At 67.4% G+C, this 14512-nt stretch carries 10 protein-coding genes; 6 read left to right on the forward strand and 4 right to left on the reverse strand.

Going from position 1 to position 14512, the window contains the following annotated elements:
- The first annotated feature begins 6 nt into the window (after nt 1–6).
- From NA11_RS37145 to fabD, 5 genes are read left to right on the forward strand one after another with little or no spacing between them, the layout of a single operon-like run.
- The gene (locus NA11_RS37145) at nt 7–4488 is read left to right on the forward strand and encodes a beta-ketoacyl synthase N-terminal-like domain-containing protein (protein WP_167837810.1); all 4482 of its coding nucleotides are present in this window, start codon (nt 7–9) and stop codon (nt 4486–4488) included.
- Nucleotides 4485–6035, forward strand: a complete 1551-nt coding sequence (locus NA11_RS37150) for an FAD-dependent monooxygenase (RefSeq protein ID WP_084655396.1) — start codon at nt 4485–4487, stop codon at nt 6033–6035. The genes NA11_RS37145 and NA11_RS37150 overlap by 4 nt, the downstream gene beginning before the upstream one ends.
- The gene (locus NA11_RS37155) at nt 6032–7699 is read left to right on the forward strand and encodes an FAD-dependent monooxygenase (RefSeq protein ID WP_069166771.1); all 1668 of its coding nucleotides are present in this window, start codon (nt 6032–6034) and stop codon (nt 7697–7699) included. Before NA11_RS37150 ends, NA11_RS37155 begins: the two co-directional genes overlap by 4 nt.
- Nucleotides 7696–8658, forward strand: a complete 963-nt coding sequence (locus tag NA11_RS37160; RefSeq protein ID WP_069166772.1) for a quinone oxidoreductase family protein — start codon at nt 7696–7698, stop codon at nt 8656–8658. The genes NA11_RS37155 and NA11_RS37160 overlap by 4 nt, the downstream gene beginning before the upstream one ends.
- 6 nt (nt 8659–8664) lie before the next feature.
- Nucleotides 8665–9507, forward strand: a complete 843-nt coding sequence (gene fabD, locus NA11_RS37165; protein WP_084655397.1) for an ACP S-malonyltransferase — start codon at nt 8665–8667, stop codon at nt 9505–9507.
- Between the two features lie 2 nt (nt 9508–9509).
- Here the strand turns inward: fabD and NA11_RS37170 are convergent, their stop codons facing one another.
- Nucleotides 9510–10550, reverse strand: a complete 1041-nt coding sequence (locus NA11_RS37170) for a crotonase/enoyl-CoA hydratase family protein (protein ID WP_069166774.1) — start codon at nt 10548–10550, stop codon at nt 9510–9512.
- A gap of 89 nt (nt 10551–10639) precedes the next feature.
- On the opposite strand from NA11_RS37170, the gene NA11_RS37175 reads away from it, so the two are divergent.
- Entirely contained in the window at nt 10640–12274 is a 1635-nt protein-coding gene (locus tag NA11_RS37175) for an acyl-CoA dehydrogenase family protein (RefSeq protein WP_069166775.1), read from the forward strand.
- Between the two features lie 40 nt (nt 12275–12314).
- Here NA11_RS37175 and NA11_RS37180 read toward each other — a convergent pair whose 3' ends face one another.
- The 3 genes from NA11_RS37180 to NA11_RS37190 all read right to left on the reverse strand — a co-directional run bounded on the left by NA11_RS37180 (nt 12315) and on the right by NA11_RS37190 (nt 14441).
- Entirely contained in the window at nt 12315–13040 is a 726-nt protein-coding gene (locus NA11_RS37180; protein ID WP_069166791.1) for a PaaX family transcriptional regulator C-terminal domain-containing protein, read from the reverse strand.
- Nucleotides 13041–13111: 71 nt separating this feature from the next.
- Complete coding sequence (locus tag NA11_RS37185) at nt 13112–13447, reverse strand: histone-like nucleoid-structuring protein Lsr2 (RefSeq protein ID WP_069166776.1); 336 nt, start codon at nt 13445–13447, stop codon at nt 13112–13114.
- 121 nt (nt 13448–13568) lie between these two features.
- Nucleotides 13569–14441 (reverse strand): LysR family transcriptional regulator ArgP, encoded by an 873-nt coding sequence (locus tag NA11_RS37190; RefSeq protein ID WP_069166777.1) that lies wholly within the window; start codon nt 14439–14441, stop codon nt 13569–13571.
- Between the last annotated feature and the right edge of the window lie 71 nt (nt 14442–14512).

Below are 14512 nucleotides of genomic sequence, written 5' to 3' on the forward strand. Positions count from 1 at the left end.
ACGATGATGACCCCCGAACAAGAGAACGAGCAGCTCAGGGCTTTGCTGCGGAAGTCGCTCGCGACGATCCGCGAGCTGAACGCGGCAGTCGGCACCGATCCGGCGGCGCCCATCGCGATCATCGGCACGGCATGTGAACTCCCCGGCGGCGCCGATTCCCCGGAAGCCTTCTGGGAGCTGTTGAACTCCGGAAAGTCGTGCGAGCGTGACGCGCCCGCGAGCGAGTGGCTGCGGGGCGTGCACGACAGGTACTTCGCGCAGCACCCGGCCGCGGCCGCTTACGCGCCGGCGAACTATCTCGAACGCGACGTGATGCGTTTCGATCCACGGCCTTTCGCCATCTCGCCCAACGAAGCGCGTGAGATGGATCCGACCCAGCGGCTCGCGTTGACGTTGACGACCCAGGCGCTCGAACGAGCGGGCTACAACCCGTGGCGGATGACCGGCAAGGTCGGCGTCTACTTCGGCGTCATCGGCGGCGAATACGGCGCGCTGGCCCGAAAGTCGACGATGCCTGGCCATTACGTGGCGACCGGAACGCTGGACAGCGTGGTGTCCGGCAGGATCAGCCACACCTTCGACTTCGACGGGCCCGCGCTGTCCATCGACACGGCGTGCTCGTCGTCGCTGGTCGCGCTGCACCTGGCCTGCGAGGGCATTCGCAACGGGGACTGCGATATCGCGGTGGTCGGCGGGGTGAACCTGCTGCTCGACCCCTCGGTGGTCGGCACGCTCGCCGGTTTCGGCGCACTGTCGATGGACGGCCGCTGCCGCCCGTTCACCGAGGACGGTCATGGCTACGGTCGCGGCGAAGGTGGCGTCGTCGTCGTGCTGAAGCGTCTTGCCGACGCCAAGAACGACCGTGACAATGTGCTCGCGCTGGTCCGCGCCACGGCGGTCAATCACGACGGCCGGTGCAGCGGCTTGACGGTGCCGAACGGCCGGGCGCAACGGGACTTGCTGACCGAAGCATTGCGCAAGGCGAACGTGCGCGGGTCCGAGGTGGACTACCTCGAAACCCACGGCACTGGAACACCACTGGGCGACCCGATCGAACTGACGGCGGCCAGTGCCGCGTACTGCCAGGATCGACCGGCCGATCGCCCACTCATCGTCGCCTCCAACAAGGCGCAGATCGGCCATCTGGAGGCCGCTTCCGGCCTGGCTTCGTTGCTCAAAGCGGTTCTGGTGCTCCAGCATCGCCGTATCCCCGCCCAGCCGGGAGCCGACCCACTCAGCCGCGCGATCGACTTCGACACGCTGCGATTGCGGGTCCCCGACGCGCAGGTCGACATTCCGGACGGCGACGTGCTCGCCGCCGTCAGCTCATTCGGCTTCAGCGGAACGAACGCGCACGTGGTGATCGGCAGTGCGGAGGCGCAGGCTCCCGTAGCGCGTACCGAGCGCCGCACGCATGCACTACTGTTCGGCGCCCGTTCCGCTTCGGCGTTGTCGACCACCATCGACGACGCGCTGCACTACCTGCGCAGCACGTCCGCCACCGCGGAGGATGTGTGCTTCACCTACGCCACCGGTCGCGCACACGGCCCCTTCCGCACCTACGTAACCGGAGCGAACCGCGAAGAGCTGCTCGCCGCCCTCGAAACACTGTCCACTACACCGCAGTTCACGACACGGTCCCAATTGACTCGAACCGGCCCGCTGAAGCTCGCCTTCGTGATCTCGGGACTCATTCCGCAGCAACCGGATCCGCGAGCCGCCGCCTGGCACCGCGAGTTCGCCGGATTCCGCGCCGGTTTCGACGCCGTCGCCACCGCATGGACGGCGCACCGTGGCACCCCCCTTTCGCCGGGTGCCCGGACCGAGCGGCCCGTCGAGTCGGCCTGCCATCAGCTCGCCGTGCTGTCCGGCCTCATCCATCTGTGGCGCAGTTTCGGTGTCCAGCCGGAGATCTGGTCCCCCGAAGGTATCGGCCTGTACGCCACCGCCCTCGAAACCGGTACGCGCACCGCGGATTCGGTCATCGCGGAGTTGATCGACCTCTTCGCGGCCGCACATCCGCAAGCGATTCTGCTGACGACCGGTGTTACCGCACTCCGCATCCCGGAAGCAGCGGCCCCAACCAGCGCGCCCGCGCAGACAACTCGCTTCGACGCCGCCGTGATCGACCCGGTCACCGGTGCGTTCCTCACCCCCCGAACCGCACACGACCCTGCGTACTGGGCACCGGCCGCAGCCGCCGAACCCGACCTGGCCACCAGCGCACGTCGCTGCCTCGAGCACGAGGTGCGAGTGGCGGTCGTGCTCGGGCTAGGCTCGGCCAGTACGCCGATCGAGTCGCTCTCGGTGGTCGAACTCGATCCGGACACCCCGGACGCCCTGCTCACGGCGCTACTACGCCTGTACGAGCTGGGTGCGGACATCGAGTGGACACCCTGCTACGAGACCTCGCAGGCACGCCGCATCCTCGTGCCCACCTCGGTCTTCGAAGAGTCGACCTACGTCATCGAAGCCCCTGATCTCGAAGCCACGCACCTCGATGTCGCACACGGCGACGACCCGCTGGAACCCCGCACCCACCCCTCTCCTCGCGGCAGCTCCGAACTGGACTTCGTGCTCTCGCCCGCCGCACTCCCGCTGGCCGACACCCACCACATCGTGCACATCGGCTATTTCGCGGAGATGGTCCTGCGCGCCATCGCCAAGGCCGCCCCGGGAGCCCGGTTCGACATCGCGGAGATGACCTTCAGCACCGCGCTGGTCGTGACCGAGCAGCCGGTCTCGCTCAGGCTCGTCTTCGATGACCCCGACTCCGCCACACCACGATTCGGCTTCTATTCGCTGACCGACCCGGCGACCAATCGCTGGCGAACACACGTCGCCGGCGCGCTCACCCGACGGTCGGGTCCGCCTGCGGTCTTCGCCGAAATCACCGGCGGATCAGCAGAATTCCACACCGTGTACAGCGCGTCGGAGTTCTACGCTGCGATGGAGCACCGCGGCCTGCGATTGGGCCCGAGCGTGCGCGCGGTCGGCACGGTTCGTCGTGCGGGTTCCGTCGCGATCGCCGATGTCGATCCCGTCCATGCCCTCCGCCCCGACCGCGCCGTAACCAGGGTCGCCCCCGGCATTCTCGACGCCTGCGCGCAGGTCTTCCACGCGCTCATGCCCGACATCGTCTCGCCGACAGCCGCTTTCATGGTCGACCGGATGGCAGGCCTGATCGTGCGCCCCGGCGCGCCGGTGGCGCCGCGCACGATCCGGGTCGACAACGTCCGGCTCGCCCCCGACGGCAAGAGCGTCATCGGCCGGTTCGCCGTGCTCGATGCCGAGGCCGCCGTCATCGTCGAATGCCAGGAGTGCACGGTCCGATGGATCGACAGCGGCATCGACTCGGTCATCGCCGCCTCGGGGGCGCTGGCCGACACGCTGCGGCTGAGCCCGGCGGAGCTCGACGAGATCGACACGGCCACCGGGCCGGTCGCCCAGCTGTTGCTCGAGGCGGCCATCGTGCGGTTGATCGCCGAGCTGACCGGGCTCAGGGCCGAGGAGATCAACGCCGCCGACACCACCGCCTCGCTCGGCATCGATTCGATCCAGGCGACCAGGTTGTACCTGGCCCTCGAACCGGTCAACCCGCGCGAGCGTGTCGAGCTGACCGACGTCGTGCAGGGCATCGCCATCGCCGAACTGGCGGATCGGCTGCGTGTCGGGCCCGCGCCGAAGGTCGAAAGTCCCTCCGGCAAGCCGTATCTCGGACCACGCGCCTCCGACGCTCCGCTCTTGCTGCTTTGCCTCCCGTATGGCGGCGGCAGCACGCTGCTGTTCCACGGCTGGCAGGACCGGCTCCCCGCGGACATCGAGGTGTGCCCGGTCGCCCTGCCAGGCCGCGGCACCAGGCTCGCCGAACCCCTGATTCCTGACGTCTATCGGATCGTCGACGACCTTGTCGCCGAAGTGCTCCGCACCGTCGACAGACCCTTCGCCCTGTACGGGCACAGCGCGGGCGGATTGATCGGCTACCTGCTCGCGCAGCGCCTGCGCGAGCAGGGGCATCCGGGACCGTGTCACCTGTTCCTCGGTGCGTTCAGCAGCCCCGATCACACCGGCAACCCCTTCTACCTCGGGTGCCGGAAAGACCTGCGCCAGGCCGGTTATCCGGACCTGCCGACCGCCGACCAGATCCGCGCGATGACCGATCCGCAGCTCGCCGAGCTGGCCTGGCTGCTGAAGTTCCCGGCAGCCGATGCCGACCCTGCCTTCCTCCGGATGGCACTGCCCATCCTGGCCAACGACATTCGCATGGTGGGCAGCTTCCAGCACGCCGAGGCGAAAGTGCTCGACGTGCCGATCACCGCATTGCACGGCCGCACCGACGATCGAGTCACCGAGGAGCACATGCGTGGCTGGTCGGCATGGACCTCCGCCGAGTTCGACCTGCGCGTGCTGGAGGGCGATCACTTCTTCGTGCACACCGAGCAGCGCCGTGACGACGTGCTGGACATTCTCGCGAAGGCGCTCCGATGACGGCCGGATCGGCTACGGCCCCAAAGGAATATGACGTGGTCGTGATCGGCGCCGGACCCGTCGGCCTGTTCACCGCCGTGCTGCTCGGCCAGTACGGTGTGCGCACGCTGGTGGTGGAACGCAGGCCACAGATGTACACCTATCCGCGCGCGATCGGCATCGACGACGAGACCATGCGCGCGATGCAGGCGATCGGCATCGCGGACAGTCAACTGCCCCAACTGAAGTACGCGCCGACCATCGAATACCTGTCCCCGGTCGGCTATTCGCGGTTCCAGCCGCCTGCTACACCCGGCCCGTACGGTCACCCGTTCCTGGCGACCTTCCTGCAGCCGCGACTCGAGGAAGGCTTGCGGGCCAGGCTGGCCGAACTGCCCTCGGTCGAATTGCGCACCGGCATCGAGTTCGTCGACTTCGACGAGGCGGGCGGAATCATCACCCTGATGCGCGACGCCGACGGCCGGGAACTGCGGGCGTGCTCCCGCTTCCTGCTCGGTTGCGACGGTGGCCGCAGCCGCGTCCGCCAACAGGTGGGGGTGGAACTGCTCGGCGCGACCCAGGAAGAGAAGTGGTTGGTGGTCGACGTGCGCGATGACGAGGTCCTGGCCGAGGCCATGCGTAGCCGTCACCAGGACGCCTGCGCTCAGCCGATGGTGTCGATCACGCTGCCGGAAGGCCTGCGCCGCATCGAATGCCGACTCGCGGCCGATTCCGCGCGCACCGAAGCCGTAGGGCCGGAGCTCATTCGGGACGCATTGCGCCCCTTGGTCGCCGACCACCCGGTCGACGTGGTGCGAGCAGCCGTGTACGAACGTTACTTTCGCCATGCCGAGCAGCTGCGTGCCGGCAACGTCTTCCTGCTCGGCGACGCCGCCCATCTCGTGCCGCCCTACGGCGGTCAAGGGCTGTGCTCCGGCATCCGCGATGCGATCAACCTGGCTTGGAAACTCGCATTCGTGCTCGGCGGCAGGCTCCCCGTCGAGGTGCTCGACAGCTACGACCGCGAGCGCGGTGATCACATGAAGCGCACCGTGGCCTTCGTCAGGCACCTGGCCCGCCGCATCGAAGGCGACACCGGCGAAGGCCAAGTGGAAGAGGGACTTTCGGTCGCCGATCAGCGCCGCGCGAAGCCCGCGCCCGAGTACGCCACCGGCTTCTTCGACGAAAAGGCAGGCGGGGGTGCGATGTTCCCGCAGCCGACGGTGGTGAGTGACGGTGTCGCGCGCCCGCTCGACGATGTCCTAGGCCCCGGCTTCGCCGTGCTGGTCCGCACCAACAGTCGGATCGCGGGCATCGGGTGGCGGGCCCTGTTCGGTCCCGACACGTTCGTTGCCCAGGTACGGACGCTCGACGGTCCGCGGCATGCCGAACCGGGTGTCCCCGTGCTCGGCGATCCGACCGGCGAGCTGGTCAGCGCCATCGGCGCCGCCGACTTCGTGGTGCTGCGCCCCGACCGCTTCGTGTTCGCCGCGTATCGGGACGAGCAGGCGCCGAGGGTGGCCGAGCGGCTGTCGGCCTGGCGCCGATCCGAAGGCGGCGTGCGATGAGCGAGCGACCAACGGGCACAGCCGAACAACCGGTGGATGTCCTGATCGTCGGCGCAGGCCCGGTCGGCCTCACGCTCGCGATTGCCCTCGCCGACAACGGCGTGCGCCCACGCATCGTCGACAAGCTCGACGGGTGGTCGGAGCTGAGCAAGGCGATGACGCTGACCCCGCGCACCCTCGAATGCTTTCGCATGCTCGGCCTCGCCGACCGTTTCCTCGCGGACGGCATCCTGTCGCGCCGTATCCACCACTACACCGAGCGCCGCAACCCCATCGCGGTCACCGATCTGGCCAAGCTCGACGGTGAATTCCACGGCGTGCTGCACCTGAGCCAGAGCCGGACGATCGGGATTCTCGCCGCCGCCCTGGCCGAGCGCGGCATCGCGGTGGAACGCGGCCGCGAACTGACCGAGATCGAGTCGACCGGGAGCGGTCACCGGTGCACGGTCGCCACGGTCGACGGCGCGGTCAGCACGATCACGGCGCGCTACGTGGTGGGAGCCGACGGCAGCCGCAGCCGGGTCAGGGAGCTGATCGGCACCGCGTTCGACGGCGCGGAGCAGTCGGAGACCTTCATCATGGCCGACATCGAAATGGCCGGTTTCCCTTACCATCCCGAGGACCGGCACGCGTTCTACCTCGACGAGGGCACCTTCTTCACCATCCTGCCGATCGACGGGCGCTACTTCCGGCTCATCTCCACCTGCCGCGTCGCGTCCGCGGCGGTCGACGAGGAATTCATCCTGCGCCGCTTCGACGCACTGCTGCGCACGGTCGGCCTCGCGCACGTCAAACTCGGTGATCCGTTCTGGCTCACCCGGTTCAACCCCCGCCAGTATCTCGCCGAACAGCTGCACGTGCACGGGGTCTTCCTCGTCGGTGATGCCGCGCACATCCAAAGCCCTATCGGCGCACAGGGATTGAACACCGGCATCCAAGACTCGATGAACTTGGCGTGGAAGCTCGGCGTTGCGCTTCGGCACGGCAACACGGGCGTACTGAACAGCTATCACGAGGAGCGCCATCCGGTCGCGCAGCGCCTCTTCGAGTACAACAACGTGCTCAGCGAGCGCATCTTCGGCCGAAACCGGCTCAAACGCCAGTTCTTGCGCTACCAGAACTATTTGCTGCGCCTGCCGTCGTTCCACGCCGAAGAGCTCGCGAAGGTCAGCCAGTATCGCGTCAGCTACCCGGCGGGCGGACTGTTCGCCCGCCCGACCGCTGGCGCGCACCCCGCAGGCCCGCGGCTCCGTGTAGGAGACCGTATGCCGTACTGCGTTTTCGACGCAGCCGACGGCACCCCGTTCCGGCTGCTCGCTGAACTCGGCGCGCACCGCCACGTGCTCCTGGTCTTTGTCGGCGAGGATCTCGATGCGCCGGAAACCGTTGCAGCGCAGTGGCAGTCCGAGTTGACCCGCTACGTCGTCTACGACCGACCGTCGCCTCGACAGCGATATCGGCGGCCGGAAGGCGTCGACGTCCTCTTCGACAGGTCGGGGCGTTGGCGCGAGCTGCACAAGGTGCCATCGCACACCAGCGTGCTGATCCGCCCGGACGGCTACATCGCGGCGCTGTTCCGCAACGGCGATCATCGTGCGCTCGAAACCTATTGGGACCTACTCACATCGACCACGCCACCCCAGCACCCCGAGGACAGACTATGAAGGCACTGCGATTCGATCGGATCGGCTCACTGGACGCGCTGACGCTCACCGATGTGCTTCGCCCGGACGTCGTCGCGGGTGAGGTGGTCGTGCGCGTGCATGCCGCGGGCGTCAACCCGAGCGACTTCAAGAATGTGCTCGGCAAGTTCCCCTACACCACGGTCCCGCGCATCCCCGGCCGCGACTTCGCCGGTGTCGTCGTCGCAGGCCCGTGTGCACTCGTCGGACAGGAAGTGTGGGGCAGCGGTAGGGAACTCGGCTTCGTCCGCGACGGGTCGCACGCCGAGTACCTCGCGCTACCCGCTGAGGGTGTGGCCCGCAAGCCGGCCACCCTGACCTTCGCCGAGGCCGCCGCGTCCGGCGTGCCCTACCTGACCGCGTGGGAAGCGGTGGAGCGCACCGGCATCCAGGCCGGCACCACGGTGGTGCTCATCGGCATGGGTGCGGTCGGCACGGCCGCGTATCTGCTCGCCGTCGCCCGCGACGCCGATGTCGTTGTCGGCGTTCGTCGTTCGGAGCATGCCGACGAACTGAACACCCGCGGTATCACGGCGTTCGTCCTGGACGAGGAGTTCCCCGCACGGGTGCACGAGCGGTTCGCAGACGGTGCCGAGGTGGTATTCGACACCACCGGATTCTGGCTGCCGACCGCGATCAAGGCGCTCCGCGCCGGCGGGCACGTCGCGGTGATCGCCGCTCCGTCCGACGGTCACGAGCGAGTCCCGGTGCTGGAGTTCTACCGTCGCGGTGCCACCCTCATCGGCGTCAACTCGGCCAGGCACGACACCATCGCCAGCGCGGTCGCGCTGAGCCGCATCGGCGAGCTGTTCGAATCGGGTGCGTTGCCGGTGCCGACCGGCATCGTCACCCGGCCGCTGGACAAGGCCGTCGAGACCTATCGCGATCTGGCCGAGGGCGCCACCGACAAGTTCGTCTTCACCAACGACCTCAACGACTGACAACCCATGCCTGTCTTCGTCTTTCCCGGCCAGGGCTCGCAGTTTCCCGGGATGGGACTCGAGCTGTTCGACGAGTTTCCCGAGATCGTCCGCGAGGCCGAGGCGGTCCTCGGCTACTCGGTGCGCGAGGTGTGCGTGGAACCGGGCGGTGCGCGCCTCGCACAGACCCGCTATGCGCAACCGGCCATCTACGCCGTGAATGTCTTGACCTATCTCCGTTTTCAGCGCAGGTCGGCAGTGCGGCCCTCGTATCTGCTCGGGCACAGCCTGGGGGAGTACTGCGCGTTGTTCGCCGCCGGTGTCGTCGATTTCGCGACCGGACTGCGGCTGGTTGCCCTGCGCGGCGCACTGATGGCCGAAGCGGAGGACGGCGCGATGGCCGCGGTCGTCGGCCTGACCGCGGAGCAGGTCGAGGCCACCGCGGCGACCTGGCCGGGTGGCGGATTGTGGGTGGCGAACCTGAATACCCCGGACCAGGTGGTCATTTCGGGCGGTGTCGAACCGGTCCGCGCCGCCCGCGAGCACTTTTTGGCCGCGGGCGCGACCCGCTATGTCGTCTTGCCGGTGAGCGGGGCGTTCCATTCACCGCTGATGGCGACCGCGCAGGCCGGATTCGCCGCCGTACTTGCGGACGCGCCGTTGCATGCGCTCCGAATTCCCGTGGTGGCCAACCTGACCGGTGCGCCACACACCGACGCGGGGCTGCGCGACTCGCTGGCCGCACAGATCTGCGGCCCCGTTCGCTGGGCGGACAGCATCCGGCTGCTGTTGGACCGCGGCGAGACCCGGTTCATCGAAACCGGGGCTCGCCGGGTGCTGACGCCGATGATCGAGAAGATCGCCTCCTGAACTCACTCCTCGAACTGTGCACGCTTCCAGTCGCCGTACGGTTCGTCGCGCTCGCGCACCGCCTCGCGGAAACCCTTGGTCGCCGAACGTAATTGGAAGGCATAGCCCTCACGGGTGTGCCGGGAGATGCCGTCGAAGACGGTGCTGACCATGCCGGAGTTCGCCACGCCCTGTGCGAGCAGCGCGCTGTTGAGCGCCAGTTTCGCCATCATCAACTGGTTGATCGGCATCCGGGCGATCCGCTCCAGCAACGCCTCGGTGCGCGCGTCCAGCTCATCGGCGGGCGGTGCCTCGACCGCGAGTCCCCATTCCTCGGCTTGCTTGCCGGACAGGCAATCTCCGGTGAACAGCAGCCGCTTGGCGCGCTGGTCGCCGAGCCGGTGCGCCCACATGCCCGCGGACGGGATGCCCCACACCCGGGTGGGTGGATAGCCGATCTTGGTGTCGGCGGCGCAGATGATCTGGTCCGCGTACAACGCGATATCGGTGCCGCCCGCGACGGCGAAGCCGTGCAGCTTGGCGACCGTCGGCTTGTTGGCATACAGCAGGCTGGAAAAGCCGCGGTTGAACCGGCTCATCATCGCGTAGTCGACCATGGGATCCCAGGTGCCCCAAGGGTTGTGGTTCTGGGCCTGCACCGTCGGATCGAGCACGGTCCCGACCCGCGACTGCGCCGCGGTGCCGTCGGGCGCACCCGTTGCGCCGGAATCGATGTCGGACTCGGCGAAGAGCGACAGGTCGTAGCCGCCGCAGAAGCCCTTGCCCCGCCCGGACACCACCATCACATGGACCCGGGGATCGAGATCGGCCCGCTCCACCGCGTGCGCCAGCTCGGTGGGGGTGTCGGCGGTGATCGCGTTGCCGTGCTCGGGCCGGTTGAACGTGATCCGCGCGATCCGCCCGGTCACCTCGTAGGTCAACGTGCGGTAGTCGGACCCCGACGGCGGCAGCGGGCGGTCGGCCCACGGCGAACCGGGGGCTTCGGTGAGCCCCTCGTACCACGCCGCCGGCCGGGTGCCGGAGTGATTCTCGAAATCTGACATGAGGCTTCCTGACTGCGTCGGTGGGAGGATTAGCGCGCTGCGGTATTACATCCTTGTGCCAACTGAAGAATGACTGTAATACTGAACTCATGCCAACGCACGCGGTCACGAACCAAGTTCCCCCGCTGGTCGACTATGACGCCGCCGAGCAGCCGGTCATCCTCGAAGCGCTGCAGCGCGCAGGCGCCGACCATGCGCTGGACGAGCTGCACGAGATCGGACGGCTCGCGGGCAGCGCCGAGGCCATCGAGCTCGGCGACTTCGCCGAGGCGCACCCGCCGGTGCTGAAGACGCACGACCGGTACGGGCACCGCATCGACGAGGTGGTGTACGGCCCGAGCTATCACCAGCTGATGACGCACGCGATCGGCTTCGGACTGCACGGCGCGGTGTGGGCCGACCCCAACCCGAAACCGCATCTGACGCGCGCCGCGAAACTGAGCGTGTGGGGACCGGTGGACGCCGGTCACGGCTGCCCGATCTCGATGACCTACGCCGTGGTCCCGGCCCTGCGTGCCGCGCCCGAACTCGCCGCGCAGTACGAACCTTTGCTGTGCGCCAAGGAATACGACCCTGGCCTGCGTGCGCCGCTGACCAAGCGCGGCCTCATCGCGGGTATGTCGATGACGGAAAAGCAAGGCGGCTCGGATGTTCGGGCCAACACCACCACCGCGACCGCGATGTCCGACGGCAGCTACCGGATCACCGGGCACAAGTGGTTCACCTCGGCGCCGATGTCGGACCTGTTCCTGACGCTGGCCCAGGCGCCGGGCGGCCTCTCCTGTTTCCTCGTCCCGCGCGTGCTGCCCGACGGCACCCGCAATGCCTTTGCGCTGCAACGACTCAAGGACAAACTGGGCAACCGCTCCAATGCCAGCAGCGAGGTCGAATACGACAACACCGTCGGCTGGCTGGTCGGCGACGAAGGCCGCGGTGTGCCGACGATCATCGAGATGGTCAACCTGACCAGGCTCGACTGCACCATCGGCAGCGCGACCATGATGCGCAGCGGAGTCATCCAGGCCGCCCATCACGCCGCGCACCGCACGGCCTTCGGTGCCGCCCTTGCCGACCAGCCGTTGATGCGAAATGTGCTCGCCGACCTGGCAATCGAGGCCGAAGCGGCGACCACCGTCGCACTGTGGCTTGCCGACCTCACCGATCAGGCGACCGCCGGAGTCGACGGCGCCGACCCGCTGCGCAGGATCGCACTCGCGGTCAGCAAATACTATGTGTGCAAACGCGGCCCGATCCACGCCGCCGAGGCGCTGGAATGCCTGGGCGGCAACGGCTATGTCGAAGAATCTCGGATGCCGAGGCTGTATCGAGAAGCGCCGCTGATGTCGATCTGGGAGGGCTCGGGCAATGTCGCCGCGCTCGACACCTTGCGTGCCATGGCCAAACAACCCGAAACCCTCGACGTTTACTTCACCGAGGTCAAACGTGCCGCGGGCGCCGATCGGCAGCTCGACGCCGCGATCGCCCGTCTCGAACAACAATTCGGCGATTTCGACACGATCCAGCACCGCGCGCGTCGCATCGTCGGCGACATGGCGCAGATTCTTCAGGCCTCGCTGCTTGTCCGTTATGGGCACCCCGCTGTTGCCGACGCGTTCACCGTGAGCCGGCTCGGTGGCGAGCACGGCGATGTTTTCGGGACACTACCGACCGGTATCGATAGTGCGGCGATCATTCAACGCGTTACCCCCAAAACGGGCAACTGAGATCCATCGGGAGTTCGTCGGACACCGAACCGGTTAGGTCCTAGGCGTCTGAGGTGACGAGCAGCTGCTCCGCGAAAGCCATGAATTCGGTACGGAACGCCGCATATTCGGCGCGCAGCCTGGTGCCGGGCCAGTCGGCGGGTAGCAGTGCGGCGGGGAGCAGCGGGTCATCGAGAATATGCCGCACGGCCGCCGCCGCGACCTCGAACCGTTCCCGCATCGATGCCGACGTCGCGAACGCGTGCAGCAACTGCTCCGCCTCGCGCGCCCAAAGCTGGGGCGCGAAAAGGGCTTCCGCCATCATCTCCGGTGAATCCTGCGGCACCGCGCTGAACACGGAAACCCGGCGGCCTGCCTCCGGCCCGAGAACGACATCGATGTTCGCGGGCCGGGTCCAGACGCCCTCGCGCAATTCGGCGAGTTTGCGGGTGCGCATCGTATCCCGGAAGGCGGTTCTGGCCGCGGCGTCGTCACCGACGGCGGTCACCACCGCCAAATACCATTCACCGCGCCACGCCCGCTCAACGGGACTCACCGAGGCGTCCTGCCTGCGCTGTCGCTCGATCAGCCGGTCCGAGAGCCGATACACGCCATTCGCGCGTTCCAGATCGCCCATGGCGACCATCCTGGTCAGCGCGACGCGCACAGCCGATTGTTGCAATCCGAGTTCCTCGGCCACCGAAACGATCCAGCTGACCGGTGCCTCCGCGGGATGCGCTCCGAGCAAAGCACTCAGAATTGCGGACCGAGCGGTCAGCTTCCGCATGCGCATTGCCTACTCACTCCGTCCTGCCGGATCACCCTTCGTCGAGCCCGCTATCCGACTCGGCCATGTCGCTAGTTCGCGTTGTTATATGCCGCGACAATGTCTGCGGGGATCCTTCCTCGGGTCGATACGTTGTGCCCGTGCTGCCGTGCCCATTCCCGGATCGCCGCGGTTTGCTCGCGGTCGGTCGCGGAGGTGGCTTTACCGGTGCCTTTGCGCTTGGACGCCCGACCGGTCTTGCGTGCCTTTTCTGCCCACGGCTCCAGTGTCACCCGCAGCTTGCCTGCGTTCTTGGTGGACAGATCGATCTCGTAGGCGACGCCGTCAATCGAAAATTGAACTGTTTCATTCGCTTTCGACTTGCCGTCGTAGTCGTCAACGAGGGTGACGGTGACTTTCTTGGCCATCGGGTGCGTCCTTTGCGTAGTCACGAGTATTTGCTCGAAATACTAATACCGTATCTCATCGAACTCAGCACGGAGAAAAGCACTGTGCCGCAGAAGTGTGCGCAGACCGAACGCGCGGTACTCACCGCAGTGATTCCGCTGCGGCAGCAGCTATGGCTGCGGCGACCGCGCTCAATGCCGGTGAGTCGAGTCGCCATTGCTGCCAGTACAGCGGGACATCGATGAATGCGTCGCCGTCGATGGCGACCAGCTCGGTATCGCGCAGATTCGCCGATTGCAGATCGGGCAACATGCCCCAGCCGAGTCCGAGGCGAAGTGCCTCGGCAAAACCGGTCGAGGAAGGAACGTAATGCCGCGGCGGGTCGAGCATTTGGCGGCTGCGGCGGCGGAAATGCCGGTCTTGCAGATCGTCTTTGCGGTCGAACAAGACCACCGGCGCAACGGCATACGCGTCGGCGGTCGCGCCGTCGCCGAACCATGTTCTGGCAAAACAAGGTTCGGCCATCGGCCGGTAGCGCATCGCGCCGAGCCGCTCGACCTTGCACCCCTGCACCGGTGTCGAGGTCGCGGTGATCGCCGCCATCACCGTGCCGTCGCGGAGCAGCCGGGTGGTGTGTTCCTCGTCCTCGCGGTGTATCTCGAAGCAGAGACCTGCTGGCGCAGCGGCCAGCGCGGGCAATACCCAGGTCTCCAGTGAATCGGCGTTCACTGCGATGGGCAGCCGGATCGGGCTTCGGGCGTCGCCGAGTTCGCGGGCGGTGTCCCCGGCCAGCAGCTCCACCTGCCTGGCCAGCCGCAGCACCGCGAGCCCGGACTCGGTGGCGCGCACCGGTTTCGTGCGTTGCAGCAGGACCCGGCCTGCCGCATCCTCGAGTGCCTTGATTCGTTGACTGATCGCGGACGGCGTGACCTGGAGGCGCCTCGCGGCGGCGTCGAAGGTGCCCTCGGTGACCGCCGCGTGCAAGGCGCGGAGCTGATCCAGCTGCAGGTCCATGTTAAGGAATCGTAATGGTAATGTAGAAACTTTAGTTTGCCAGGGGATAATGCTTGCTCCTAGCGTCGGTC

The sequence above is a fragment of the Nocardia altamirensis NBRC 108246 genome, assembly GCF_001612685.1.
Taxonomy (GTDB): domain Bacteria; phylum Actinomycetota; class Actinomycetes; order Mycobacteriales; family Mycobacteriaceae; genus Nocardia; species Nocardia altamirensis.